Consider the following 22,502-nt stretch of genomic DNA (forward strand, 5'->3'; position numbering starts at 1 on the left):
GGCTCAGACCGGTGAGGCCTCGACGATCGAGAGCGGGGTGACCGTGTCGACGACCCGGTCCAGCCGGAAACCGGCGCGGCTCAGCAGCTTCGCGTAGTCCGTGCGGGTGCGCTCGCGGCCGCCGACGGTGATCAGCATCTCCAGGTCGAGCTGGTACCCGATGAACGACGTGGTGCGCTCCGGCAGCACCATCTCGAGCAACAGCAGCTTGCCGTTCGGTGCGATCGCCGTGCGGATGTTGCGCAGGATCGTCGACGACGACTCGTCGTCCCAGTCGTGGATGATGTTCTTCATCACGTAGGCGTCACCCCCCGCGGGCACCCCTTGGAGAAACGAGCCGCCCTCGGCCGTACAACGGTCGGCCACCCCCGCGGCCGCGAGCACCGTGTCGGCGCCGGAGACGACGGCGGGAAGGTCGAAGAGCAGCCCGCGAGCGCCGGGCGCGCGGTGCAGGATGGTGGACAGCAGCAGGCCGTGGCCGCCGCCGACATCAACGATCAGCTTGAAGTCGCTGAAATCGTATGCACTGAGCGCGATTTCGTTCGTCATGCCGCTCGTCGCGGTCATCGCGTCGTTGAAGACCTGCGCGAGTTCCGGATCCGTCTCGAGGTAGTCCCAGTAGGGCATGCCGCGCAGCTTGAGCACCGACGGCTCGCCCGTCTGCACCGAGTGCAACAGGCCGCCCCAGTCCTCCCACCGCGCCCGGTGCCCGATGAACAGCACCATGTCGCGCATCGACCCGGGTACGCCGGAGCGCAGCGCCTCGCCCACCTTGGTCAGGGTGAAGGTGTCGTTGCGGCGATGGCGCAGCAGGCCCTTGGCCGCCAGCGCGCGCATCAACCGGTACAGCGCATCCGGGTCGGCGCCAACGCGTGGCGCGATGTCGGCCGCGCGGGCCGGGCCGCCCGCCAGCTCGTCGGCGACACCCAGCTTGGCGGCGACGTACATCGTCTGCGTGGTCCAGGCGCCGGTGGCCATCTCGAGCAGGGCGACGCTGGGTGGCGCCGTCGACCGGTGCAGGCTCTGCAGCCCCGCGCGCAGCCGGTCGATGGCGCGAACGACGGGCATGGGTGGAACTCGGGTGGGCTTGTCGGACACGGCCCGAGACACTACCGGTTCGCCGCCGGTCCTGCGCTCAACGAGGCAGCCGGCACAGCCGACGCACGGCGGCCAATCCGTCGGGCGTGCCGGGCCAGTGCTGCTCCAGTGCCTCAGAACCCACGCTGCGCGTGACCGAACGCAGCACCAGCGCGACGACGATCGCGTCGTCGGCATAACCGAGTACCGGGATGAAGTCGGGGATCAGGTCGATCGGCAGCGCGAGATAGCCGAGCAACAAAGCCAGTTGAACCCGGACGCGTCTGGGCAGCGTCGCGTCGGCGGCCAGTCTCTTGAGTAGGCGCAGGATGTCCGGTAGCAATCGCAGCACGTCGCGCAGGCCGGTGTCGTCCGGTCGGGTGAACCACAGCACGGCCACCAGCACCAGCCAGAGAAGCAGCACTCCGGCCGCGATGCTCAGCGGGAGCGACCACCAGTCCGACCACACGCGGCGGCGTGCTCAGTCCAGGTAGTCGCGCAGCACCTGGGAACGGCTGGGGTGGCGCAGCTTGCTCATCGTCTTCGACTCGATCTGACGGATGCGCTCGCGCGTCACGCCGTACACCTGGCCGATTTCGTCGAGAGTGCGGGGCTGACCGTCGGTGAGGCCGAACCGCAGCCGCACCACGCCGGCCTCGCGTTCGGACAGCGTCTCGAGTACCGACTGGAGCTGATCCTGCAGCAGGGTGAAGCTCACCGCGTCGACGGCCACCACGGCCTCGGAGTCCTCGATGAAATCGCCCAGCTGCGAGTCACCCTCGTCGCCGATGGTCTGGTCCAGCGAGATCGGCTCACGCGCGTACTGCTGGATCTCCAGCACCTTCTCCGGCGTGATGTCCATTTCCTTGGCCAGCTCTTCGGGCGTGGGCTCGCGGCCCAGGTCCTGCAGCAGCTCGCGCTGGATGCGGCCGAGCTTGTTGATCACCTCGACCATGTGCACCGGGATGCGGATGGTGCGGGCCTGGTCGGCCATCGCGCGGGTGATCGCCTGCCGGATCCACCACGTCGCGTACGTGGAGAACTTGTAACCCTTGGTGTAGTCGAACTTCTCGACCGCGCGGATCAGGCCCAGGTTGCCTTCCTGGATCAGGTCGAGGAACGCCATACCGCGGCCGGTGTAGCGCTTGGCCAGCGACACCACCAGACGCAGGTTCGCTTCCAGCAAATGGTTTTTCGCGCGGTCGCCGTCACGACAGATCCACATCATGTCGCGACGCTGCGCGGCGGGCAGCTTCTCACCCTTCTCGGTGAGCTCGTTCATCAGCTGGGTGGCGTACAGGCCGGCCTCGATGCGCTTGGCGAGCTCGACCTCCTCTTCGGCGTTGAGCAGCGCCACCTTGCCGATCTGCTTGAGGTAGGCGCGCACCGAGTCGGCCGACGCGGTGAGCTCGGCGTCCTTGCGGGCCTGGCGCAGCGCCTCGGATTCCTCTTCGTCCCACACGAAGTCGCCGGAGGCCTTGTCCTTCTCCGAGGGCTCGGCGATCTCGTCGTCCTCGGCGGTCGCGGGCTCGGCGACCTTGACCTTCTTGCTGCCAGCAGGTGTGTCGCCTTCGGCGGCCTCCTCGGCGGGCTCGTCGTCGACCACCAGATCCTCGAGGTCCAGATCGGCGTCCTCGACCGCCAGATCCTCGCCGGGCTCGGCTTCGAGGTCGTCGTCGGTGGCGAGTTCGTCGGTTTCGACGGCGGCTTTGGTCGCGTCCGCCTCGGCAGCGGTGCCCTTCTTGGCGCGGCCGCGCGGCGCGGGTCCCGCGGCCTTGGCCTTCGTCGCACGCTTGGCGGGCGCCTTGGCCGCTGCCTTGGTGGTCTTCTTCGCGGGCGTGGTGCCGGTGTCGGCCTTCGTCGCGCGGGCGGTGGCCGCCTTGGTGGCCTTCTTCGCCGGCGCCGATCCGTTGGCGGCCTTCGCCGCGGCCTTCTTGGCGGGGGCCTTGGTGGCGGTGCGCTTCACCGGCTCGTCGGTCGCCGGGCTTGCCTTTGTCGCTGCCACGTACACCCTTTCGTCTTGCTACTCATCGCGGGCTGGGGCCCCCCATGCATGTGGGGAGGGCGCGCCCCATCGAAAAGCGTCGGCTGTCGGATATTGGCGGTGATGATCGCCGCTATCCGGCCTGCGTCCGCCGTCGACCATTGTAACGACAGTGTGAGGGGACGCCGTCCTGAGCGGCAAATTCGACGGGGTCGGGCGTGGCTACTTGGCGGTAGCTGTGACGTCCACCTCAGCGGCCATGGCCGCGCCGACGATCCCGGCGGTGTTCTGAAGCGCCGCGGCCACCACCGGCGTGCGGTTCTTCAGCAACGGAATCCACTTGTCGGCCTTGCGGCTGATGCCACCGCCCGCGATGAACAGGTCCGGCCAGATCGCGTTCTCGATCGCCACCAGCACCTTTGTCACCTCGACGGTCCAGCGCTCGTAGCTCCAGCTCTTGCGTTCCTTGACCGACGACGCGGCGCGGTGCTCGGCTTCCTTGCCGCCGACCTCGAGGTGGCCGAACTCGGTGTTGGGCAGCAGCACGCCGTTGTGGATCACGGCCGAACCGATGCCGGTGCCGAAGGTCAGCAGCACGATCACGCCCGTGTTGTCCCGGCCCGCGCCGAACTTCTCCTCGGCGAGTCCGGCGGCGTCGGCGTCGTTGAGCACCGTCACCTGATGCCCGTCGAGCGCACCGCTGATGACCTCCTTGGCGTTGAGGCCGATCCAATCCTTGTCGACGTTGGCGGCCGTGCGCACGATCCCCTCGACCACCACACCCGGATACGTCACGCCCAGTGGGCCGTCCCATCCGAAGTGCGCGACGACGTCGACGATGGTCTTGGCGACCGCGTCCGGTGTCGCCGGCTGAGGGGTCAGCAGCTTGAACCGCTCACCGATCAACTGCCCGGTGTCGAGGTCGACGATGCCGCCCTTGACTCCGCTTCCGCCGACATCGATGCCGAACCCGCGGCGCTGCGGGCCGCCGTCGACGCTCGGGTCCGCGGCGGGTGAATCGGTGGCGGTCATTCAGCGCTCCTCACAGGCGGCCGACGGGTGCGGTGCGCCCCACACTAGTAGTTCCGCAAACCCGATGCGGGGCTGTCGCGCAACCGGTTAGCGCGAACTGTGCTGCGATGGAGCGGTGACCGAAACCGAGCCCGATGCCGCCCAGCTGTGCTCCGTCGCCGAGGAATTGGCCGCCGAGGCGGCGGAGTTCGTGCTGCGACGCCGCGCGGAGGTCTTCGGTGACGCGACGTCCGACTCGCCCGAGGTGCGGGCCAAGAGCTCACCGACCGATCCGGTCACCGTCGTGGACACCGAGACCGAACGGCTGATCCGCGACCGCCTGGCCGTGCTGCGCCCCGGCGACCACGTCATGGGCGAGGAGGAGGGTGGCACGCCGGCCGGGCGCGACGGCGAGCTCACCTGGGTGCTCGATCCGATCGACGGCACGGTGAACTTCGTCTACGGCCTCGACACCTACGCCGTTTCGGTGGCGGTGCAGCGCGGCGGCGCGTCGGTCGCCGGTGCGGTGGCCAACGTGCCCACCGGCGCGCTGTACTCCGCGGCCCTCGGCCACGGCGCCCGGGTCCGGCGCGGCGGTGTGGTGTCACCCCTGCAGGCCAGCGCGGCGGCCGACCTGTCGATGGCGTTGGTGGGCACCGGGTTCTCCTATGCCCGCGAGCAGCGGCAACGGCAGGCCCAGGTTCTCATCGAGATGCTGCCCGAGGTGCGCGACGTGCGGCGCATGGGGTCGTGCGCGCTGGATCTGTGCATGGTCGCCGGGGGTCAACTCGACGCCTACTACGAGGACGGCGTGCACGTCTGGGACTGGGCGGCCGGCGCGCTGATCGCGGCCGAAGCCGGCGCGGTCCTGCGCCTGCCGCCGGGGGACGGGGCGGCCGGCGGTCCCGGGTTCATCGTGGCGGCCGCGCCGGGGGTGGCCGCCGCGCTGGACGCCGCGCTGCGGTGCTCGGGTGCCCTGTGACCGATCAGATTGCGCGGCAACGGCTTAGGGTCAGCACGCGGCGCTGTGGGCCTTCACCACCAACGCCGGATCGGCGGCCTGGGTGGCGTCCGGGCGCAGGCTGGCGAGCACCGCCTCGATGTCGTCGTTGCTGGCCAGCTCGCTGAAGTCGGTGCCCAGGGCCAGGTCGACGGTGTCGTCGGGGCGGTCGTCCTCGAACAGTTCGGTGCACGGCGCGACCAGCCAGATCGCGGCGGCCGCCGCGCGCCCGGATTCCCCGAACCGGATCTGGCCCTGACACTGCAAGCGCGCGGTGGCGTACAATGGATCGTTGGTCGCGGTCGGCTCCGCGAAACCAAGATCCTTCAGCGCGCCCGCGACCTCGGCGGCCTGGCCGCCCTGCCCGCTGGCGTTGAGCACCTGGATCTTCGTGTCGGCGAGCCGGGCGGGGGTCACCTCCCTCATGTCGGCGCGCGAGACCTGCTCGCCGAGCGTCGGGGGCGGCGCATTCGGGTCTGCGGGCGCGGGCGGCGGATTGCACGCGGCCAGTTCCTCGACATCGGCCGGCTGATTGAGCGCGATGACCCAGACAAACAGCGTCACCACCGACAGCGCGACGAACAGCAGCATTGCCGGCAGGAAGTTCCGGCGACGAAACGGGCGACCGTGCCTGTCGAACGCGGTGCCCTCTGTGATTTGCGCGACCACGAATGCACTCTAAAGCCCCGGTTGCCGCCGCCTGCCGGTGGCACGATAGCCGGTGTGACATAAATCACAGTGGAACGCGTACCAATGCGGGCACGAATCATTTGGCGGATGCGTTCCACGCTGGTACAAACCTCTGCTGCACAAGCTTTATATCGGAGGGGACGAGGATGGCTACCGATTACGACGCCCCGCGGCGTAGTGAGACCGACGACGTCTCTGAAGATTCGCTCGAGGAACTGAAGGCCCGGCGCAACGAAGCCCAGTCGGCGGTGGTCGACGTGGACGAATCCGAGTCGGCCGAGAATTTCGAACTGCCCGGCGCCGACCTGTCCGGCGAGGAGCTGTCGGTGCGCGTCGTCCCGAAGCAGGCCGACGAGTTCACCTGCTCGAGCTGCTTCCTGGTGCACCACCGCAGCCGGCTGGCCAGCGAGAAGAACGGCGTGATGATCTGCTCGGACTGCGCCGCCTGACCGGGCGCGCTCGATCAGCTGCGCAGCGCAGCGAGCACCTTGTCCGGGTGACGACAGCTCACCAGCCAGTACGGCGTCGGGTCGTCCGGATCGTCGAGTACCAGCAAAATCATCGAGCCCACCCATGCCCGGTGCACGACGTAGGCCGCTGGGTCGAGCTGGCGCCCCAGCGCCGCGGACTTGGCGCTGCGGGGCACCTCCGCCGACCGCGACACCACGTCGACCGGCAGGTGGGCGGCATTCACCCACAGTTCGGTCGCGCCTGCGCCACCGACCACGCGCACCTCAGTCCGGCCCAGCCACAGCAGCACCACCACGGCGACCGGGAGCAGCACGGCGTACGGCAACCACACCGGCAGCCCGGGCACGCCCTGATTGACCTCGAGTGCGATCAACCCCGCCAGCCCCAGACCGGGGGGCCACCACCACCACGGCACCCACAGCCGTTCGCGGTAGCGCACGGATTGCGACGTGGCGCGCGTGTCGGACACGCGGCCAAGAGTAATCTCTGACGTCGTGTCCACCTCTCTGGCGGTCGTGCGCCTGGACCGGGAGCTGCCGATGCCCGGCCGTGCCCATGACGGCGATGCCGGCGTCGATCTCTACAGCGCGCTCGACCTGGAACTGGCGCCCGGTCGACGCGCCCTCGTGCCGACCGGTGTCGCGGTGGCCATCCCGCACGGGATGGTCGGCCTCGTTCACCCGCGCTCGGGTCTGGCTGCGCGCGCAGGGCTTTCGATCGTCAACAGCCCAGGCACGATCGACGCCGGCTACCGCGGGGAGATCAAGGTGGCGCTGATCAACCTCGACCCGCAAGAACCGATCGTCGTGCACCGGGGTGACCGGATCGCGCAGCTGTTGGTGCAGCGGGTCGAGCTGCCCGAACTGGTCGAGGTCACGTCGTTCGACGAGGCCGGTCTGGGTGACACCTCCCGTGGCGACGGCGGCCACGGTTCCTCCGGCGGACATGCGAGTTTGTGATGGCATTCGGTAGGCGTAAAGGCAACGACGAGGCGGGCGACGTCGGCGAGGTCCCCGGCGAGGACGTCGGCAGGCACGCGCAGCAGGAAACGGTCGATCCGGGCGACGGTGACCTCGAGGGCCCGTTCGACATCGAGGACTTCGACGACCCGTCGGCCGCCGCCACGGGCCGGCTCGACCTCGGCTCGGTGCTGATCCCGCTGCCCGCAGCGGGACAGGTGCAGGTCGAGCTCACCCAGCAGGGCGTGCCCAGCGCGGTCTGGGTCGTCACGCCGCACGGGCGGTTCACCGTCGCCGCCTACGCCGCGCCCAAGACCAGCGGCCTGTGGCGCGACATCGCAGGAGAACTGGCCGATTCGCTGCGCAAGGACGGCGCCCAGGTGTCGATCAAGGACGGACCGTGGGGGCGTGAGGTCGTCGGCGTGGCCGCGACACCGCCGAACCAGGAAGTCCAGCCCGGCGTGGTTCGGTTCATCGGCGTCGACGGCTACCGGTGGATGATCCGCTGCGTCGTCAACGGCCCGCAGGACCACATCGAAGCGCTTACCGCTGAAGCGCGAGAGGCGTTGGCGGACACGGTTGTTCGCCGCGGTGACACCCCGCTTCCGGTGCGCACGCCGCTGGCCGTCGAGCTACCGGAGCCGATGGCCAATCAGCTGCGCGCGGCGGCCGAACAGGCCGCGGCCCAGCAGGCTCAGCAGGGAGGTCAGCAGCCGCCCGCCCAGCCCGCCGCGCGCCGTAGCGCCCAGGGCTCGGCGATGCAGCAGCTGCGCACCATCACCGGCGGCTGACTAGCCCGCATCGCGCAGCGCCGCCACGCACGCGGCGCCGAGCACCGACGGGGCGGTGCCCATCGCGTCGAGCGTGACCGTGCGCAGCGCCGACCGCGGCGCCGCGGCCACCCACTCGGCGGCGACCTCGAGCGGGTGCACCGGGTCGTCGACCGCCGCGGCCACACCCATCGGGACGGCGAGCCGCTCCAGTTCCGCGCAGCTGGGTGCGACGTAGCCGGCCGCCTCCTCCATGGCCTCGGGCAGCGACGGCCACTGACCCAGCCACGACCGGGTCAGCTCGTCGGCCAGCCACGGGGGGCTCGACGCCCGCATCGCGGCGGTGGCCGAGGCCAGACCGTCGCGGCGCAGCACCTCCGCCGAGTGCCGCGCGGCCGCGGCAGCGGGCGCCCACTGTGGTGCCCCCGTCCACGCCGGCAGGGCGGCGAGGACGGCGACGGCCCGGCTGGGATGGGCCAGCGCCCACGCGACCGCGACGGCGGCGCCGATCGACACCCCGCCAACGGCGATGCGCCCGGCTCGCGCCGCGTCGTCGAGCGCGTCGCGGTAGCCCTCGACGAGCCGGTGCGGTTGCGGCGCCGGGGTGACGACGATGGCGCCCTCGTCGTGCAGGGCCGCCGAAAACGCCCGGTAGACGAAGTCATCGTCGGATCCCGTGCCCGGGAGCAGGACCGTCGTGACGCCGCGCAGATTGACCGCCATGCTTCGATCGTGCCCGGCCGAAGATCGGCCCGGCGCGCCGACCCGACCCCGCGTGGCAGATCGGAACCAACAGGTCTACCGTGGCGTTGGATTGGGTAGATCCATGGTGGATCTGCGATGAGTCAGGAGAGGCCATGGCAACGGCCGAAGGGTATCTGCGCCGGCTCACTCGGCGGCTGACAGAAGACCCCGAGCAACTTGACGTGGAAGAGCTCAGTGACGAAGCCGCGATGACCGGCGCCCAGAAGGCGATCGACTGTCAGCGCGGTCAGGAAGTCACGATGGTCGGCACCCTGCGCAGCGTGGAGTGCAACGGCAAGGGCTGCGCCGGGGGCGTGAAGGCCGAGCTGTTCGACGGCACCGATTCGGTCATGCTGGTCTGGCTCGGTCAGCGGCGCATTCCCGGTATCGAGTCGGGCCGCACCCTCAAGGTGCACGGCCGCGTCGGCAAGCTCGACAACGGCTCCAAGGCGATCTACAACCCGCACTACGAGATCCAGAAGTGAGCGAACCCGGAACCGAACCGGGGACCACGATCGGAAACTCGAAGGCCCAAGCTGTCCTCGACCAGATGGGCGGCTTCAGCGGCCTGGTCTACTCCTCGCTGCCCGTCGTCGCGTTCGTTCCGGTCTCTCAACTCTTCGGCCTCCTGCCCGCCATCGTCGCGGCGCTGGGTGTGGCCGCGTTGATCCTGGTGTGGCGGCTGGCCCGCCGGGAATCCGTTCAGCCCGCGATCTCCGGTTTCGTCGGCGTGGGCATCTGCGCCCTGATCGCCTACGTAACGGGGGAGTCCAAGGGTTACTTCCTTTGGGGCATCTGGATGTCGCTGCTGTGGGCGACGGTGTTCACGCTGTCGGTGCTCATCCGCCGCCCCGTCGTCGGCTATGTCTGGAGCTGGGTCAACGGCCACGGCCGCGACTGGCGCCGGGTGCGCAAGGCGGTGACGGCGTTCGACATCGCGACGGTGTTCTGGGTGCTCGTCTTCGCCTCCCGCTTCGTGGTGCAGCAGCATCTCTACGACGCCGACCAGACCGGCTGGCTGGGGGTCGCGCGCATCGCGATGGGCTGGCCGCTGACCGCGGTCGCCGCGCTGGTGACCTATCTGGCGATCCGGGCCGCGCAACGTGCCCTCCACACCGATGAGCAAGCCGCGCAACACGATTCCGTCGACGAGGGGCGCACCGAGCACGGCGACGTGACTCAGTCCGATGCCCACTGAGGGGCGACACCGATCGGTCGCTGATCGCGGTTGCCGTACTGGCCTCGTTCGTGGCCTTCCTCGACGGTTCCGTGGTCAACCTCGCGCTGCCGGCCATCGGCCGTGACCTGGGTGGCGGACTGGCCCTGCAACAGTGGGTGTTGAACGGCTACCTGCTCACGCTCGGTGCGCTGATCCTCGTGGCGGGTGCGGTCTCCGACCAGTTCGGCAGGCTCGCGGTGCTGACGCATGGGCCTCGTCGTGTTCGCGGTGTCGTCGGTGCTGTGCGCGCTTGCCCCCGTGGGCTGTGTGTTGGTTGCCGCACGCCTGCTGCAAGGTGTCGGCGCCGCGTTCCTGGTGCCCAGTTCGCTGGCGATGCTGAACGCCCGGTTCTCCGGCGCGGCGCAGGCGCGCGCCATCGGCACGTGGACGGGCACCGCCTTCGTGATCGGTCCATTGCTCGGCGGCCTGCTCGTCGACGCGCTCAACTGGCGGTGGATCTTCGGGGTAAACCTCGTGCCGCTGGCCGTGACGCTGTACCTGGCGTCGAAACTGCCCGCCGACGAGTTCGGGGCGCGGTCTGCGGGCCGAGTCGACGTCGTCGGCGCGACACTGAACGCCGTCGGACTCACAGGCGTCGTCTACGGGTTGATCGAGGGTCAGTGCCTCGGTTACGGGAGCCCAGCGGTGTTGGCGGCCCTGCTGGTCGGCGCGGTGTGCCTGCTGGCGTTCCCGCTGTGGGAGCACCGCGCGGCCCACCCGATGATGCCCCTGCAGATCTTCACCACCCGCAATTTCGCCGTCGGCAATCTCGCCACCGTGTTCCTCTACGCCGCAGTGTCACTCGGCATGCTGATCGTCGCGCTGTTCCTGCAGGAGACCGCCGGCCTGTCGGCCACCCAGGCGGGGCTCGTGACGCTGCCCATCCCGGTGCTGTCGTTCCTGTTGGCGCGCCGCTTCGGGACGTTGTCGGGCAGGTACGGTCCGCGGATGTTCATGGCCGCGGGCCCGCTGCTGGCCGCCGTGGGTTTCCTGCTGCCGGCCACGGCGCATGAACCGGTCGACCTGTGGACCCAGATGCTGCCCGGGGTGGTGGTTTTCGGCTTGGGCCTCGCGGTCACCGTGTCCCCGTTGACGGCCGCAGTGGGCCGCGGTCGACCCTTCGCAGAGCGGCATCGGGTCGGCGGTCAACAACGCGGTCTCGCGGATCGCCGGGCTGATCGCGGTGGCGCTTGCCGGTGTGATCGTCGGGGGCGCAGTCGATTTCGACGGCTTCCGCCGCGGAGCCCTGATCACCGCCGCGCTGTTGGCGCTCGCGGGGGTCGTCTCGGCAGTGGGCATCCGCAACGAGCAGTGCGACGCCGCACGAGTGACGCCCCAGAGCGCCGCGGGTTGCCACGACCGCGCCGCCCCGCCACCGGCACACGCCGCGCGCTGAGGTCAGTGCTGCGGGTGCCACACTCGAAAAGCTTGTAAGTCAATCGACTCCGACGAAGCGGTCGATATCTCGGCTCCGCCCGGTGATCAGGATGACATCGCCGTACGAAAGCTCCGTCTCAGCGGAGGCGTAGGTGAACTCGCCGTCGCCACTCTTGACCGCCACGACCGTGATGCCGTACTTCGAGCGCACCTTGGTCTGCCCCAGCGGATTTCCCACCGTGAAGTGTGGCGGCCTGACTTTCGCGATGGCGAAGTCGGAGTCGACCTGCAGGTAATCGAGCAACTGTCCCGACACCAGGTGCGCCACCCGCTCGCCGGCTTCGCGCTCGGGGAACACCACATGCGTGGCACCCACCCGCTCGAGGATTCTGCCGTGCTGCGCGGTGATGGCCTTGGCCCAGATGTCTTCGACCCCGAGTTCGACCAACAGCGAGGTGATCAAAATGCTTGCCTCGATATCGGTTCCGACACCGACCACCGCGCGGTAGAACTCGTCGACGCCGAGCTCGCGCAGCGCGTCCATGTCGGTGCAATCCGCGGCGACGACCTGGGTCAGTTGACCGGACAGGCTCTGCACGAGCTTGTGCGATTCGTCGATCGCCAAGACCTCGGTGCCCCGCCGCGTCAACTCCAGCGCGATCGCGCTTCCGAATCGGCCGAGTCCGATCACGACGACGGGCTCACGTCTCTCAGCCAACGATCGTCCTCTCCACAGGCCGCTCGTAGCGGCGTTCCCGTTGCCGTAGCGCCAGCGCGGACGCCAGCGTGAGCGGGCCAAGACGGCCTACGTACATCAACACGGTAATCAGCCACTTCGCCTCATCGGGCAGCGTCGCGGTGATGCCGGTCGACAGCCCGACTGTGCTCAGAGCGGAGACGGCCTCGAACATCACCGGTTCGAGCGGCAGGTCGGTCATCCGCAGCAGCGCGAAAGTGGCCACACTGGCCAAGGCGCCGAACAGCACCGCGACCGCGAGCGCCTGCCTCTGGTTGTCCACCGGCACCTGGCGCACGCCGACGTTGACGCGGCTCTCGCCGCGGATCTCCGCCCACAACACGACGGCCAGAAGCCCCAGGGTGGTCACCTTGATGCCTCCGGCGGTGCTCGCGCTCCCGCCGCCGATGAACATCAGCACATCGGTGAACAGGAGCCCTTCGGGCGTCATCGCGGCGATGTCGATCGCGTTGAAGCCTGCTGTCCGCGGCATCGTGGCGGTGAAAACGGCGGCCAGAAACCGTTGGTTCGCAGGCAGGTCGCCGAGGGTGGCGGTATTGCGGTGCTCGACGATCGCGATCACCAGGGTGCCTGCGATCAGCAGCGCCGCGGTGACGCTCACCGTGATCCGCGTCGTCACCGACCAGGTGCGGGGCCGGCGCCACGACTTCGCCAGTTCGAAGACGACCGGGAACCCCAGACCGCCGACGATGACGGTTGCCGAGATCGTCAGCATCACGGTCGGATCGCCGACATAGCGGACCAGGCTGTCGGCGTAGAGCGAGAACCCGGCGTTGTTGAATGCGGACACTGAGTGAAAAACGCCTTGCCACAATGCTTCCCCGAGCGGCATGTCGTACTTCGCGGCGAACCGTGCCACCAGGATCGCGGCGACCACCAATTCGGAGACCACGCTGAATATCGCAACATTGCGGATGACGCGGCCGACGTCGTGAACGGTGAGGGTTCGGGTCTGCGCCTGGGCGACCAGCCGAGCGCGCAAGCCCAGTCGTCGTGACAGCAACACGACGACCAGTGATGCGACCGACATGATTCCCAGTCCGCCGATCTGGATCATCGCCAGAATCGCGAGCTCGCCGAATGTCGACCAGTAGGTGCCCGTGTCGACGGTCACGAGACCGGTGACACAGACCGCGGAGGTAGCCGTGAACACAGCGTCCAGCAATGGAGCACGTTGGCCCGATTCGGTGGCCATCGGCATGGACAACAAGGCGCTGCCCACCGCGATAGCAACGGCGAAGGCTGCGACGATGACCCGCCCGGGCCGTACCTTCTCCGCGCTGGCGATCACGGCCAGATGCTACGTCCCCGGTCTGGCTGCGTCGTGCGGGAAGCCGGCGTCGAGGCTATCCGTGCCGGTGCAGCAGGAGGTCACGCAATTGGTCTTCGGTTTCCGCGGTGGCCACGAAGAGCAGTTCGTCGCCCCCCTCCAGAGGGACGTCCGCTTCGGGCACGATGACACGGGAGCCACGCAAGATCGTCACGAGGGCCGCATCGCGCGGCAGTTCGAGCTTGCGAACGGGCTGCCCGCCCCAGGGGGTGTCGTCGGGCAGAGTGATCTCCAGCAGGTTGGCTTCTCCGTGGCGGAACTCCATCAGGCGCACGAGATCACCGACGGCCACTGCTTCCTCCACCAGAGAGGCGAGCATTCGCGGAGTGGACACGGCGACGTCGACGCCCCAGCTCTCGTCGAACAACCACTCGTTGCGCGGATCGTTGACGCGGGCCACCACCCGAGGCACAGCGAACTCGGTCTTGGCCAGCAGACTGACCACGACATTGACCTTGTCGTCGCCGGTAGCGGCGATCATCACATCGAACTCCTCGAGCTTCACCGACTCCAGCAGGCTCAGTTCGCAGGCGTCGCCGAGACGCCACTGCGCGGCGGGAACGGCGTCTACGTCGATGTGGCTGGGATTGCGCTCCAGCAGGGTGACCTCGTGCGAGTCGACAAGTTCCCGGGCGATGGACCGGCCGACGGCACCCGCACCGGCAATGGCGACCTTCATCAGCCTTCGACCTCCTCACCGGGCGGCAGCGCCGCGATGGCCAGCGCCTCGGCGATGCGGCCGGCGATTGCGGCGACGTAGACCTGATCGCCCGCCTGTATCACTGTCTTGGGCTCCGGCAGAAGCCCGGCTCCGAAGCGAATGAGGAAAGCCACCCGGCCACCCGTCACACGTTCCAGGTCCGTGATCCGGTGACCGACCCAGTCCTCGTGCAGTGCGAGCTCCGTCACACCGACATTGCCCGTGGGGTCGCGCCACTTGGTCGTCTCGGTCTCGCGGAGCAGCACGTTGAGAAGCCGGTCCGTGGTCCACGGGACCGTCGCGACAGTCGGTATGCCCAGCCGTTCGTAAACGGCGGCGCGTTTGGCGTCGTAGATCCGCGCGACAACGCGCTCCACCCCGAACGTCTCGCGAGCCACCCGGGCGGAGATGATGTTGGAGTTATCGCCCGAGGAGACTGCGGCGAACGCCCCGGCCTCCTCAATTCCTGCGCGCAGCAGGACTTCGCGGTCGAAGCCCATCCCGAGGACGCGCTCCCCGCTGAAGTCCGGACTGAGGCGGTGAAACGCGGTGCCGTCGCGGTCGATGACCGCCACGTCGTGACCAATTCGAGCCAGGCTGTCGGACAGGGATGCCCCGACTCGACCGCAACCCATCACCACCACACGCACGTGACGGCCCCTTCCCGCCGCAGCCTCCACAACCCGGCGTCATACGGCTGTTCGTCGCATCCAGCACCCGGAACGCTACAAGCATGCGCTCCTGGGCTTAACCTTGGCACTCGTGTCCAAGCTTTCGACCGTCGCCCGGCGACTGGTTCTTGGCCGGCCATTCCGGAGCGACAAGCTGTCGCATCAACTGCTCCCCAAGCGGATAGCACTTCCGGTATTCGCCTCCGACCCGATGTCTTCGGTCGCCTACGCGCCCGAAGAGATCTTCCTGATGCTGTCGGTGGCCGGGCTCGCCGCCTACTCGATGGCCCCGTGGATCGGCGTCGCGGTGGCGGTCGTGCTGCTCATCGTGATCGCGAGCTACCGGCAGAACGTGCACGCCTATCCGTCGGGCGGCGGCGACTACGAGGTCGTGAGCACCAATCTGGGGCCGACGGCGGGTTTGACTGTCGCCAGCGCGCTACTGGTGGATTACATCCTCACGGTCGCGGTCTCGATCTCATCGGCCGCGTCCAACATCGGTTCGGCCATCCCGTTCGTCGACACCCACAAGGTGCTGTTCGCGGTTACGGCGGTCTTCTTGCTGACGGCTATCAATCTGCGCGGGATCCGGGAGTCGGGCACCGCATTCGCGATACCGACGTATGCCTTCTTGTTCGGGATGTACGTGATGATCGCCTGGGGCGTCATTCAGATCTACTTCCTAGGCGAGCCGCTGCAAGCCGAATCCGCCTCGTTCGAGCTGGCCGCCGAACATGAGGACCTGTTCGGATTCGCGATGGTGTTCCTCGTCGCCCGGGCATTCTCGTCAGGCTGCGCCGCGCTGACCGGTGTGGAGGCGATCAGCAACGGTGTACCCGCCTTCCGCAAGCCGAAGTCGCGCAACGCCGCCACCACGCTGCTGATGCTGGGCGTCATCGCCGTCTCCTTGTTCATGGGCATGATCCTGTTGGCGATGGCGACCGGTGTGAAGGTGGCGGAGCGCCCCGAGGAGCAGTTGATCGGTGCCCCCGAGGGATATCAGCAGAAGACGCTGGTTGCCCAACTGGCCGAGACGATATTCCACGGCTTCCCGCTGGGGCTCTACCTGATCACCGGCGTGACCGCGCTGATTCTCGTGCTTGCGGCCAACACCGCCTTCAACGGCTTCCCGGTGCTGGGCTCGATCCTGGCGCAGGATCGCTACCTGCCCCGTCAACTTCACACCCGCGGCGATCGCCTGGCGTTCTCCAACGGCATCGTGTTCCTGGCCCTGGCCGCCGTCGCGTTCATCGTCGCGTTCCGCGCGGAGGTCACCGCGCTCATTCATCTGTACATCGTCGGCGTGTTCGTGTCGTTCACGTTGAGCCAGATCGGGATGGTCCGGCACTGGACGCGGCTGCTACGCACTGAATCCGACGTCGCCGTCCGCCGAAAGATGGTCCGATCGCGCATGATCAACACGGTCGGCTTCATCGCCACTGGCTCGGTGTTGGTGGTGGTGGGGATCACGAAGTTCGTGGCCGGTGCATGGATCGCCGTCCTCGCCATGGGCGCGCTGTTCATCTTGATGAAGATGATCCACCGCCACTACGACACTGTCGCCCGCGAACTGGAGGAACAGGAGGCCGAGCACGACGGCATGGTGCTGCCGAGCCGCAACCACGCCGTTGTCCTGGTGAGCAAATTGCACCTGCCGACGCTGCGCGCTCTGGCCTACGCCAGGGCAACCCGACCCGACACGCTCGAAGCCATCACCGTCGGCGTCGACGACGGCGAGACCCGCGCTCTGGTGGACCGATGGGCGGCAAGTGACATCAACGTGCCTCTCAAGGTGATCGCGTCGCCCTACCGGGAGATCACCCGTCCGGTGCTCGACTACGTCAAGCGAATCACGAAAAACTCACCGCGCACCGTTGTCACAGTCTTCATCCCCGAGTACGTCGTCGGGCACTGGTGGGAGCAGGTGCTGCACAACCAGAGCGCGCTGCGGCTCAAGGGACGGCTGCTGTTCGAACCGAACGTGATGGTGACTTCCGTTCCGTGGCAACTGAGTTCGTCGGAGCGCCTCAAGACCCTGCAGCCGCAGTCGGCTCCGGGCGACGCGCGCAGGGGTTTCCTGGATTGACCGCCGCCACGGACCGCTCGGGCGGGCCGTCCGAACTCACGCTGACCGTGGGACCGCCCGCCAACGGCGGCAGCTGCGTGGCCCGCCACGAGGGCCGCGTGGTGTTCGTGCGCTACGCGCTGCCGGGGGAGACGGTCAGGGCCCGGGTGGTCGCCGAGCACGGGTCCTACTGGAACGCCGACACGGTCGAGGTGGTCGAGCCGTCCGCCGACCGGGTCGAGTCGATCTGCCCGATCGCCGGTGTCGACGGTGCGGGGTGCTGCGACCTGGCGTTCGCCGAGCCGGCCGCGGTGCGCAGGCTCAAGGGCGCCGTCGTCGCCAATCAGCTGTCCCGACTCGGCGGGTACGTGTGGCGCGACGAGGCCGACGCGGCCGCCGAGCCGGTCGGTGATGTCGGCGCGACGGGATGGCGCACCCGCGTGCGGTTGGACACCGCCGGCGACGGCCGCGCGGGTTTCCACCGCTTCCACAGTGCCGAGCTCGTCACCGACCTGGACTGCGCCCAGTTGCCCGACGGGATGCTCGACGGGCTGGAGTCGCGCAGGTGGCCACCCGGCGCCCAGGTGCATGTCGCGCTCGACGACGACGGCGACCGGCACGTCGTGCAGACCGGTCCGCGCACCGCACGCAAGGGCCTCACCCAGGTGGTCGAGGGTCACTACGAGGCGGTCCAGCGCGTCGGACAGCGGGTCTGGCGGGTGCCGGTGACGGCGTTCTGGCAGGCCCATCGCGACGCGACCCGCTGCTACAGCGAGCTGGTGGCCGGCTGGGCGCAGCTGTCGGCGGGGATGACCGCATGGGATTTGTACGGCGGCGCAGGGGTTTTCGCTGCGGTGCTGGCCGAAGGGGTCGGCGACCGCGGCAAGGTCGTCAGCGTCGACACGTCGCGGGGGTCGTCGCGAGCGGCCCGCGCCGCGCTGGCCGACCTGCCGCAGGTGTCGGTGGTCACCGATTCGGTGCGCCGCGCACTGGCCGCGCAGCGCCGACGGGCCGACGTCGCGGTGCTCGACCCGCCGCGCGCGGGTGCGGGCCGCGAGGTGATCGACCTACTGGCCGCCGCCGACGTCCAGCGGGTCGTCCATATCGGCTGTGAGGCAGCATCTTTCGCGCGCGACATCGGGCTGTACCGCGGTCACGGGTACACGGTCGAGGACGTCCGGGTGTTCGACTCGTTCCCGCTGACCCACCACGTCGAGTGCGTGGCGGTGCTGTGCCGGTGAGCCGTAGACTCCGATCTCGTCGAGGGAGTTCCGTTGCCACCTGTGGACGTCAGCGTCGAGATCGTCATCCGCCGACCGCGCGAGGTGGTGGCGGCGTACGCCGCCGATCCGGACAACGCCACCGAGTGGTACGCCAACATCGTCAGCGTGCGGTGGGAGACGACGCCCCCGCTGGCGGTGGGCTCGCGGTTCGCCTTCGTCGCGAAGTTCCTGGGTCGCCGGATGGCCTACACCTACGAGGTCGTCGAGTTCACCGTCGACCGCCGCTTCGTCATGCGCACCGCCGAAGGGCCCTTCCCGATGGAAACCGTCTACGAGTGGGACGACGCTGGGCCGGGGCACACGCGCATGACGCTGCGCAACCGGGGCGAGCCGTTGGGGTTCTCCGGCCTCGCGGCGCCGATGATCGGCGCGGCGATGAAGCGGGCGACCGGCAAGGACCTCGAACGGTTGAAGGCGATCCTCGAAGCGACCCCGACCGCAGAGTGAACGCCCACAAACGGGTATCCCACTTCCGATGCAGACATTCCTGCCGTGCCCGGGTTTCGACGACTCGGCCCGTGTCCTCGACGTCAAACGGCTGGGCAAGCAGCGCGTCGAAACCATCCAGGTGGTGCGCGCGCTGACCAGACCCGGTTACGGGTGGCGGCACCATCCGGCCGCGGCGATGTGGGCCGGCTACGAGGAGGCGCTGGTCCGCTACGGGCTCGACGTCTGCGCCGCATGGTGCCGGCTCGGCCACGCCGACACCTGCGCGACAACGATGGTCGCCGACCTGACCGACGCGACCGGTCTCGGCGTCCCGCGCAGCCAGCAGGAGTTGGCGGCGGCGGGCGAACTACCGCCGTGGCTGGGCGATCCGGCGTTTCACCGCAGCCACCAGTCGGTGCTGGTGCGCAAGGACCCCGGGCACTACCGAACGTTCTTCCCCGACGTCCCCGACGACCTGTCCTACGTCTGGCCCGGATCCGACCGGTCGCGGCGCGTCGCGCTCGACGGTCAACCGCCGAAGTAACGTCGCAGTCGGCGCTGGCGGTGGGTGAACAACGCGCCGATGCCGGCCCCGACGACCTGCGTCAACCACCGCAGCGGTGCCCGCAACTCGAAGGTGAGCCGATCGCGCACAACGGTTTTCGAGCCGTCCTCGGGTTCGAGGGTGCGTTGATGGCGCCACGAGCGCATGCTCAGCATCGTCGACTGCTCGTCGAACCCGCGGCCTGGCCACAGTTCGGCGATCGTCAGGTCGTCGTAGTCGAACGGCAGTACGCCGAACAGGCGCATCCAGCAGCGGCCGACCGGTTCGTCGACCGGCACGGTGTCGACGGTGAGGTCCTTCGCGCCGCGCGGCATCGACATCGTCAGCCACGGACGCAACTCGTGGTTGATGCCCTCGGGCGTGACGACGCGCCGCCAGACCTGCTCGACGGGGGCATCGACGACGCTTCGCCGCTCGACGATCACCGAACGACGATAGCGGGCGCCGGCTACTACGGGCCAGGGGATTCGATCGCGTCGACCGCACGCTCCATGCGGTCGAGCGCGGCGCGGATCTCGGCCAGCGCCTCGCGCAGTTCGGCCGCCGTAGTCGGGGAGTCACCGCCGGTGGCCGGTGGGATGGCCCCGTCGGGGGGAGGGCGCTCCGGTGCGGGAGCCGAGGCCGGCGGCGCGGCACCCGGCCGGGCGGCCGGCGGCGGCGCGTTCGCCGCGTCACCGCCCGGGGCGGTGGCCGCACGTCCGGTGCCGGGCCCGAACACCTGGTCGAGTGCTTCGGCGAGCGTCGGCGCGTAGCCGACGCGCACGCCGCCGGCCCCGGGCTCTCGGAAGCTGACCAGCACTCGCGACAGTTGGGGGAACGTCGAACTGTTGGGGTTGGTCGATATGCGTTCGGTGTAGAGCGGTTCGACGTACAGCACACCGCCGTCGGCGATCGGCAACGTCAGCAGGTTCCCGTAGTGGATGCGGTTGGAGCGTTCGAGCAGCGTGCGCTCCGACGCCACCCGGGTGTCCGAGATCATGGAGTTCTGAATCTGTTGCGGCCCCTGGGTCAGGGTGTCGGTCGGCAACTGCAGCACCGTGAGCTTGCCGTAGTCCTGCGGGTCCGAGTCCGCCGAGATGTATGCGGACAGGAACTCGCGGTTGTAGCCGACCATGGCGGTGGCGAGGCGGAACGACGGCCGTGCCGTCTCCTCGTCGCCCAGGAGCACGTAGAACGGCGGCTGGGCCGGATTGGCGTCGTTGGTGGGGTCGCTGGGGACCGACCAGAAAGCGTTGGTGGTGAAGAATTCTCGCGGCTCGTCGACGTGGTACTTCGCCAGCAGGTCCCGCTGCACCTTGAACATGTCCTCGGGGTAGCGGAAGTGGGTGCGCAGTTCGTCGGAGATCTCACTCTCCGGCTTGACCGCGTCGGGGAAGGCGCTCATCCAGGTGTTCAGCACCGGGTCCTCGGTGTCGAACTGATACAGCGTCACGGCGCCGTCGTAGGCGTCCACGGTGGCCTTGACCGAGTTGCGCACGTACGAGACCTGCCTGCCCGGGCGCACGGTGCCGGTGGCCGTCGTGACGGCTCCCTCCAGCGAACTGCGTTGTGCGTAGGGATAACTGTCGAGCGTGGTGTACGCGTCGACGATCCACACGATCCGCCCGCCGACGACGGCGGGGTACGAATTGGAGTCGGTGGTCAACCACGGAGCGACGCGTTGCACCCGGTCCTGCGGATCGCGATGGAACAGGACCTTCGAGCGCGAGCCGATCGCCCTGGAGAACAGGATGTTGCGTTCGGCGAACTTAGCCGCGAACACGGTGCGGTGCAGCCAGTTGCCGATCGGCACCCCGCCGGTTCCGGTGTAGGTGTATGTCGAGGTGTCGGTGTCGTATTCGCGCGACGGGGCATCGACCCCGCCGCCGACGATCGCATAGTCCGGTGCCGACCGCGCGATGACCTCGCCGAAGTAGATCCGCGGCTGTTCGACCTTGATGACCTGCCGGTCGGCGGTCTGGGTCGCGATGTCGCTGACCGCGTAGATCGGGTAGCCGCTGTTGCTCTCGGCGGCCTCCGCCGCGTCGCCCACCGCCGCGTTCACCCGGTTCGCCGGGGCGGCGACGAAACCGTTGCCGTGCGTGTAGACGGTGTGCCGGTTGATCCAGTCGGTCTGGTTACCGGTCAGGCTGTCCGGTGAGAGCTCCCGGACTCCGACGATGTAGTCCTGCAGCTCCCCGTCGATGCGGTAGCGGTCGATGTCGAGTTCGTCGGGGAAACTGTAGAAGTTCTTGAGCTGTTGCTGCTGGGTGAAGGTCCGCGACAGCACGTTGGGGTCGAGCAGGCGCACGTTGGCGATGGTGGTCACATCGGCGGGCACCTCGCGTGGATTCTTGGTTCCCACCCCGGGATACGGTCGGTACTCGATGCGGTCGCCGTCGAGCCGGTACGCCTGCCGGGTCGCGTCGATGTTGCGCTGGATGTACGGGCGCTCGACGTCGGCGGCGTTCGGGCGCACCGAGAACTGCTCCATCAGCAGCGGCCACCCGCCACCCACCAGCAGCGACGACAGCACCAGCAGCGCGGCGGCCATCGCCGGTATCCGCATGTCGCGCAGGAAGATCGCGGCGAAGAAGGACGCGGCGCACAGCACCGCGATGGCCAGCAGCACCAGCCGGGCGGGGAGTACCGCGTTGATGTCGGTGTAGCCGGCACCGCGGAACGTCGGCTCCTTGCGCGAGGCGGTCAACAGGTCGTAGCGGTCGAACCAGTACGCGACGGCCTTGAGCAGGATTACGCTTCCCGCGAGGACCGCCAACTGGACGCGGGCCGCCGAGGTCAACAGACCGTCCCCCGAACCCAGCCGCATACCGCCGAACAGGTAGTGCGTCACCAGGTTCGCCGCCAGGGCCAGGCAGACGGTGACGAAGAGCCAGTTCAGCACCGAGCGGTAGAACGGCAGGTCGAACACGAAAAAGCCGATGTCGTGGCCGAATTCGGGATCGTCGACGCCGAACGAACCACCGTGCAGGAACATCTGGACGGTCGCCCAGTTGGACTGTGCGATCAGTCCCGCGATCACGCCGACCACGCCGGCGACCCCGAATCCGACCGCCCGGGTCCGGCCCATCACCGCGGCGCGGTACGGCGCGAGCGGATCGTTGCCGCGCGTGACGGGCGCAAACACCGGTCGTGACCGGTAGGCCAGTGCCATCGCCAGGAAGATGATGCCGCCCACCATCGTCGTCACCGCGGCGAAGGTCAGCAGGCGGGTCATCAGCACCGTCAGCCAGACGGCGCGGTAGCCCACCTCGCCGTACCACAGCCAGTCGACGTAGATCTCCACCAGTCGTGGACCGGCCAGCAGGACGACCAGCAGCACCACGCCCGCGCGCAACATCAAACGGGAGCGTCTGGTCAGTGGCGGCACTTTGGGCGGTGGCCGCTTTCCCGAGGAGGA

Annotated in this window: 25 protein-coding genes; 11 read left to right on the top strand and 14 right to left on the bottom strand. The window is 68.8% G+C overall.

Annotated elements, in window-relative coordinates; genetic code table 11:
* Positions 1 to 3: 3 nt before the first annotated feature.
* The 4 genes from ABGB19_RS04430 to ppgK form a co-directional block, all read right to left on the bottom strand.
* Entirely contained in the window at positions 4 to 1,068 is a 1,065-nt protein-coding gene (locus ABGB19_RS04430) for a methyltransferase (RefSeq protein ID WP_347684733.1), read from the bottom strand.
* Positions 1,069 to 1,135: 67 nt separating this feature from the next.
* Positions 1,136 to 1,546, bottom strand: a complete 411-nt coding sequence (locus ABGB19_RS04435; protein ID WP_347684388.1) for a YkvA family protein — start codon at positions 1,544 to 1,546, stop codon at positions 1,136 to 1,138.
* 12 nt (positions 1,547 to 1,558) lie between these two features.
* Positions 1,559 to 3,082: an RNA polymerase sigma factor gene (locus ABGB19_RS04440; protein WP_347684393.1), complete on the bottom strand. Its 1,524-nt coding sequence runs from the start codon at positions 3,080 to 3,082 to the stop codon at positions 1,559 to 1,561.
* Positions 3,083 to 3,283: 201 nt separating this feature from the next.
* Positions 3,284 to 4,093: a polyphosphate--glucose phosphotransferase gene (gene ppgK, locus ABGB19_RS04445; RefSeq protein WP_347684395.1), complete on the bottom strand. Its 810-nt coding sequence runs from the start codon at positions 4,091 to 4,093 to the stop codon at positions 3,284 to 3,286.
* A gap of 115 nt (positions 4,094 to 4,208) precedes the next feature.
* Between ppgK and ABGB19_RS04450 the strand changes: the two genes are divergently transcribed.
* A complete protein-coding gene (locus ABGB19_RS04450) occupies positions 4,209 to 5,054 on the top strand; it encodes an inositol monophosphatase family protein (RefSeq protein WP_347684397.1) in 846 nt (281 codons plus the stop codon).
* Between the two features lie 30 nt (positions 5,055 to 5,084).
* Here ABGB19_RS04450 and cei read toward each other — a convergent pair whose 3' ends face one another.
* Complete coding sequence (gene cei / locus ABGB19_RS04455; RefSeq protein ID WP_347684399.1) at positions 5,085 to 5,741, bottom strand: envelope integrity protein Cei; 657 nt, start codon at positions 5,739 to 5,741, stop codon at positions 5,085 to 5,087.
* 167 nt (positions 5,742 to 5,908) lie between these two features.
* On the opposite strand from cei, the gene ABGB19_RS04460 reads away from it, so the two are divergent.
* The gene (locus ABGB19_RS04460) at positions 5,909 to 6,211 is read left to right on the top strand and encodes a DUF4193 domain-containing protein (RefSeq protein ID WP_347684401.1); all 303 of its coding nucleotides are present in this window, start codon (positions 5,909 to 5,911) and stop codon (positions 6,209 to 6,211) included.
* 14 nt (positions 6,212 to 6,225) lie between these two features.
* On the opposite strand, the gene ABGB19_RS04465 is transcribed toward ABGB19_RS04460, so the two are convergent.
* Complete coding sequence (locus ABGB19_RS04465; protein ID WP_347684403.1) at positions 6,226 to 6,702, bottom strand: DUF3093 domain-containing protein; 477 nt, start codon at positions 6,700 to 6,702, stop codon at positions 6,226 to 6,228.
* Positions 6,703 to 6,727: 25 nt separating this feature from the next.
* Between ABGB19_RS04465 and dut the strand changes: the two genes are divergently transcribed.
* The gene (gene dut, locus ABGB19_RS04470; RefSeq protein WP_347684405.1) at positions 6,728 to 7,192 is read left to right on the top strand and encodes a dUTP diphosphatase; all 465 of its coding nucleotides are present in this window, start codon (positions 6,728 to 6,730) and stop codon (positions 7,190 to 7,192) included.
* Complete coding sequence (locus ABGB19_RS04475) at positions 7,192 to 7,983, top strand: DUF3710 domain-containing protein (RefSeq protein ID WP_347684407.1); 792 nt, start codon at positions 7,192 to 7,194, stop codon at positions 7,981 to 7,983. The genes dut and ABGB19_RS04475 overlap by 1 nt, the downstream gene beginning before the upstream one ends.
* Here the strand turns inward: ABGB19_RS04475 and ABGB19_RS04480 are convergent, their stop codons facing one another.
* Positions 7,984 to 8,685 (bottom strand): alpha/beta hydrolase, encoded by a 702-nt coding sequence (locus tag ABGB19_RS04480; RefSeq protein ID WP_347684409.1) that lies wholly within the window; start codon positions 8,683 to 8,685, stop codon positions 7,984 to 7,986.
* A gap of 134 nt (positions 8,686 to 8,819) precedes the next feature.
* On the opposite strand from ABGB19_RS04480, the gene ABGB19_RS04485 reads away from it, so the two are divergent.
* Positions 8,820 to 9,191, top strand: a complete 372-nt coding sequence (locus tag ABGB19_RS04485) for an OB-fold nucleic acid binding domain-containing protein (RefSeq protein ID WP_347684411.1) — start codon at positions 8,820 to 8,822, stop codon at positions 9,189 to 9,191.
* Positions 9,188 to 9,904: a DUF3159 domain-containing protein gene (locus ABGB19_RS04490; RefSeq protein WP_347684413.1), complete on the top strand. Its 717-nt coding sequence runs from the start codon at positions 9,188 to 9,190 to the stop codon at positions 9,902 to 9,904. Before ABGB19_RS04485 ends, ABGB19_RS04490 begins: the two co-directional genes overlap by 4 nt.
* Here the strand turns inward: ABGB19_RS04490 and ABGB19_RS04495 are convergent.
* The gene (locus tag ABGB19_RS04495) at positions 9,886 to 10,134 is read right to left on the bottom strand and encodes a hypothetical protein (RefSeq protein WP_347684415.1); all 249 of its coding nucleotides are present in this window, start codon (positions 10,132 to 10,134) and stop codon (positions 9,886 to 9,888) included. The genes ABGB19_RS04490 and ABGB19_RS04495 overlap by 19 nt on opposite strands.
* On the opposite strand from ABGB19_RS04495, the gene ABGB19_RS04500 reads away from it, so the two are divergent.
* A complete protein-coding gene (locus ABGB19_RS04500; protein ID WP_347684417.1) occupies positions 10,133 to 11,359 on the top strand; it encodes an MFS transporter in 1,227 nt (408 codons plus the stop codon). The genes ABGB19_RS04495 and ABGB19_RS04500 overlap by 2 nt on opposite strands.
* Before the next feature lies 1 nt (position 11,360).
* On the opposite strand, the gene ABGB19_RS04505 is transcribed toward ABGB19_RS04500, so the two are convergent.
* The 4 genes from ABGB19_RS04505 to ABGB19_RS04520 are packed head-to-tail and all read right to left on the bottom strand — an operon-like array spanning position 11,361 to position 14,739.
* Positions 11,361 to 12,020 (bottom strand): TrkA family potassium uptake protein, encoded by a 660-nt coding sequence (locus ABGB19_RS04505; RefSeq protein WP_347684419.1) that lies wholly within the window; start codon positions 12,018 to 12,020, stop codon positions 11,361 to 11,363.
* Positions 12,013 to 13,350 carry a TrkH family potassium uptake protein gene (locus ABGB19_RS04510; protein ID WP_347684421.1) on the bottom strand — a complete coding sequence of 446 codons (1,338 nt, stop codon included), beginning with the start codon at positions 13,348 to 13,350 and terminating at the stop codon, positions 12,013 to 12,015. Before ABGB19_RS04510 ends, ABGB19_RS04505 begins: the two co-directional genes overlap by 8 nt.
* 55 nt (positions 13,351 to 13,405) lie before the next feature.
* Positions 13,406 to 14,068, bottom strand: coding sequence for a TrkA family potassium uptake protein (locus ABGB19_RS04515; protein WP_347684423.1), 663 nt, complete (start codon positions 14,066 to 14,068; stop codon positions 13,406 to 13,408).
* On the bottom strand, positions 14,068 to 14,739 hold the full coding sequence (locus ABGB19_RS04520) for a TrkA family potassium uptake protein (RefSeq protein ID WP_347684425.1): 672 nt from the start codon (positions 14,737 to 14,739) through the stop codon (positions 14,068 to 14,070). Before ABGB19_RS04520 ends, ABGB19_RS04515 begins: the two co-directional genes overlap by 1 nt.
* Before the next feature lie 112 nt (positions 14,740 to 14,851).
* On the opposite strand from ABGB19_RS04520, the gene ABGB19_RS04525 reads away from it, so the two are divergent.
* The 4 genes from ABGB19_RS04525 to ABGB19_RS04540 are packed head-to-tail and all read left to right on the top strand — an operon-like array spanning position 14,852 to position 19,081.
* Complete coding sequence (locus tag ABGB19_RS04525; protein ID WP_347684427.1) at positions 14,852 to 16,846, top strand: APC family permease; 1,995 nt, start codon at positions 14,852 to 14,854, stop codon at positions 16,844 to 16,846.
* The gene (locus tag ABGB19_RS04530; protein ID WP_347684429.1) at positions 16,843 to 18,066 is read left to right on the top strand and encodes a TRAM domain-containing protein; all 1,224 of its coding nucleotides are present in this window, start codon (positions 16,843 to 16,845) and stop codon (positions 18,064 to 18,066) included. The genes ABGB19_RS04525 and ABGB19_RS04530 overlap by 4 nt, the downstream gene beginning before the upstream one ends.
* A gap of 42 nt (positions 18,067 to 18,108) precedes the next feature.
* Positions 18,109 to 18,555 (top strand): SRPBCC family protein, encoded by a 447-nt coding sequence (locus tag ABGB19_RS04535; RefSeq protein WP_347684735.1) that lies wholly within the window; start codon positions 18,109 to 18,111, stop codon positions 18,553 to 18,555.
* A gap of 28 nt (positions 18,556 to 18,583) precedes the next feature.
* Positions 18,584 to 19,081 carry an MSMEG_6728 family protein gene (locus ABGB19_RS04540; protein ID WP_347684431.1) on the top strand — a complete coding sequence of 166 codons (498 nt, stop codon included), beginning with the start codon at positions 18,584 to 18,586 and terminating at the stop codon, positions 19,079 to 19,081.
* Here ABGB19_RS04540 and ABGB19_RS04545 read toward each other — a convergent pair.
* Positions 19,066 to 19,527, bottom strand: a complete 462-nt coding sequence (locus ABGB19_RS04545; RefSeq protein WP_347684433.1) for a hypothetical protein — start codon at positions 19,525 to 19,527, stop codon at positions 19,066 to 19,068. The genes ABGB19_RS04540 and ABGB19_RS04545 overlap by 16 nt on opposite strands.
* 26 nt (positions 19,528 to 19,553) lie before the next feature.
* A complete protein-coding gene (locus ABGB19_RS04550) occupies positions 19,554 to 22,442 on the bottom strand; it encodes a UPF0182 family protein (RefSeq protein WP_347684435.1) in 2,889 nt (962 codons plus the stop codon).
* Positions 22,443 to 22,502 lie beyond the last annotated feature (60 nt).

The sequence above is a fragment of the Mycobacterium sp. B14F4 genome, from assembly GCF_039871645.1.
GTDB lineage: Bacteria > Actinomycetota > Actinomycetes > Mycobacteriales > Mycobacteriaceae > Mycobacterium.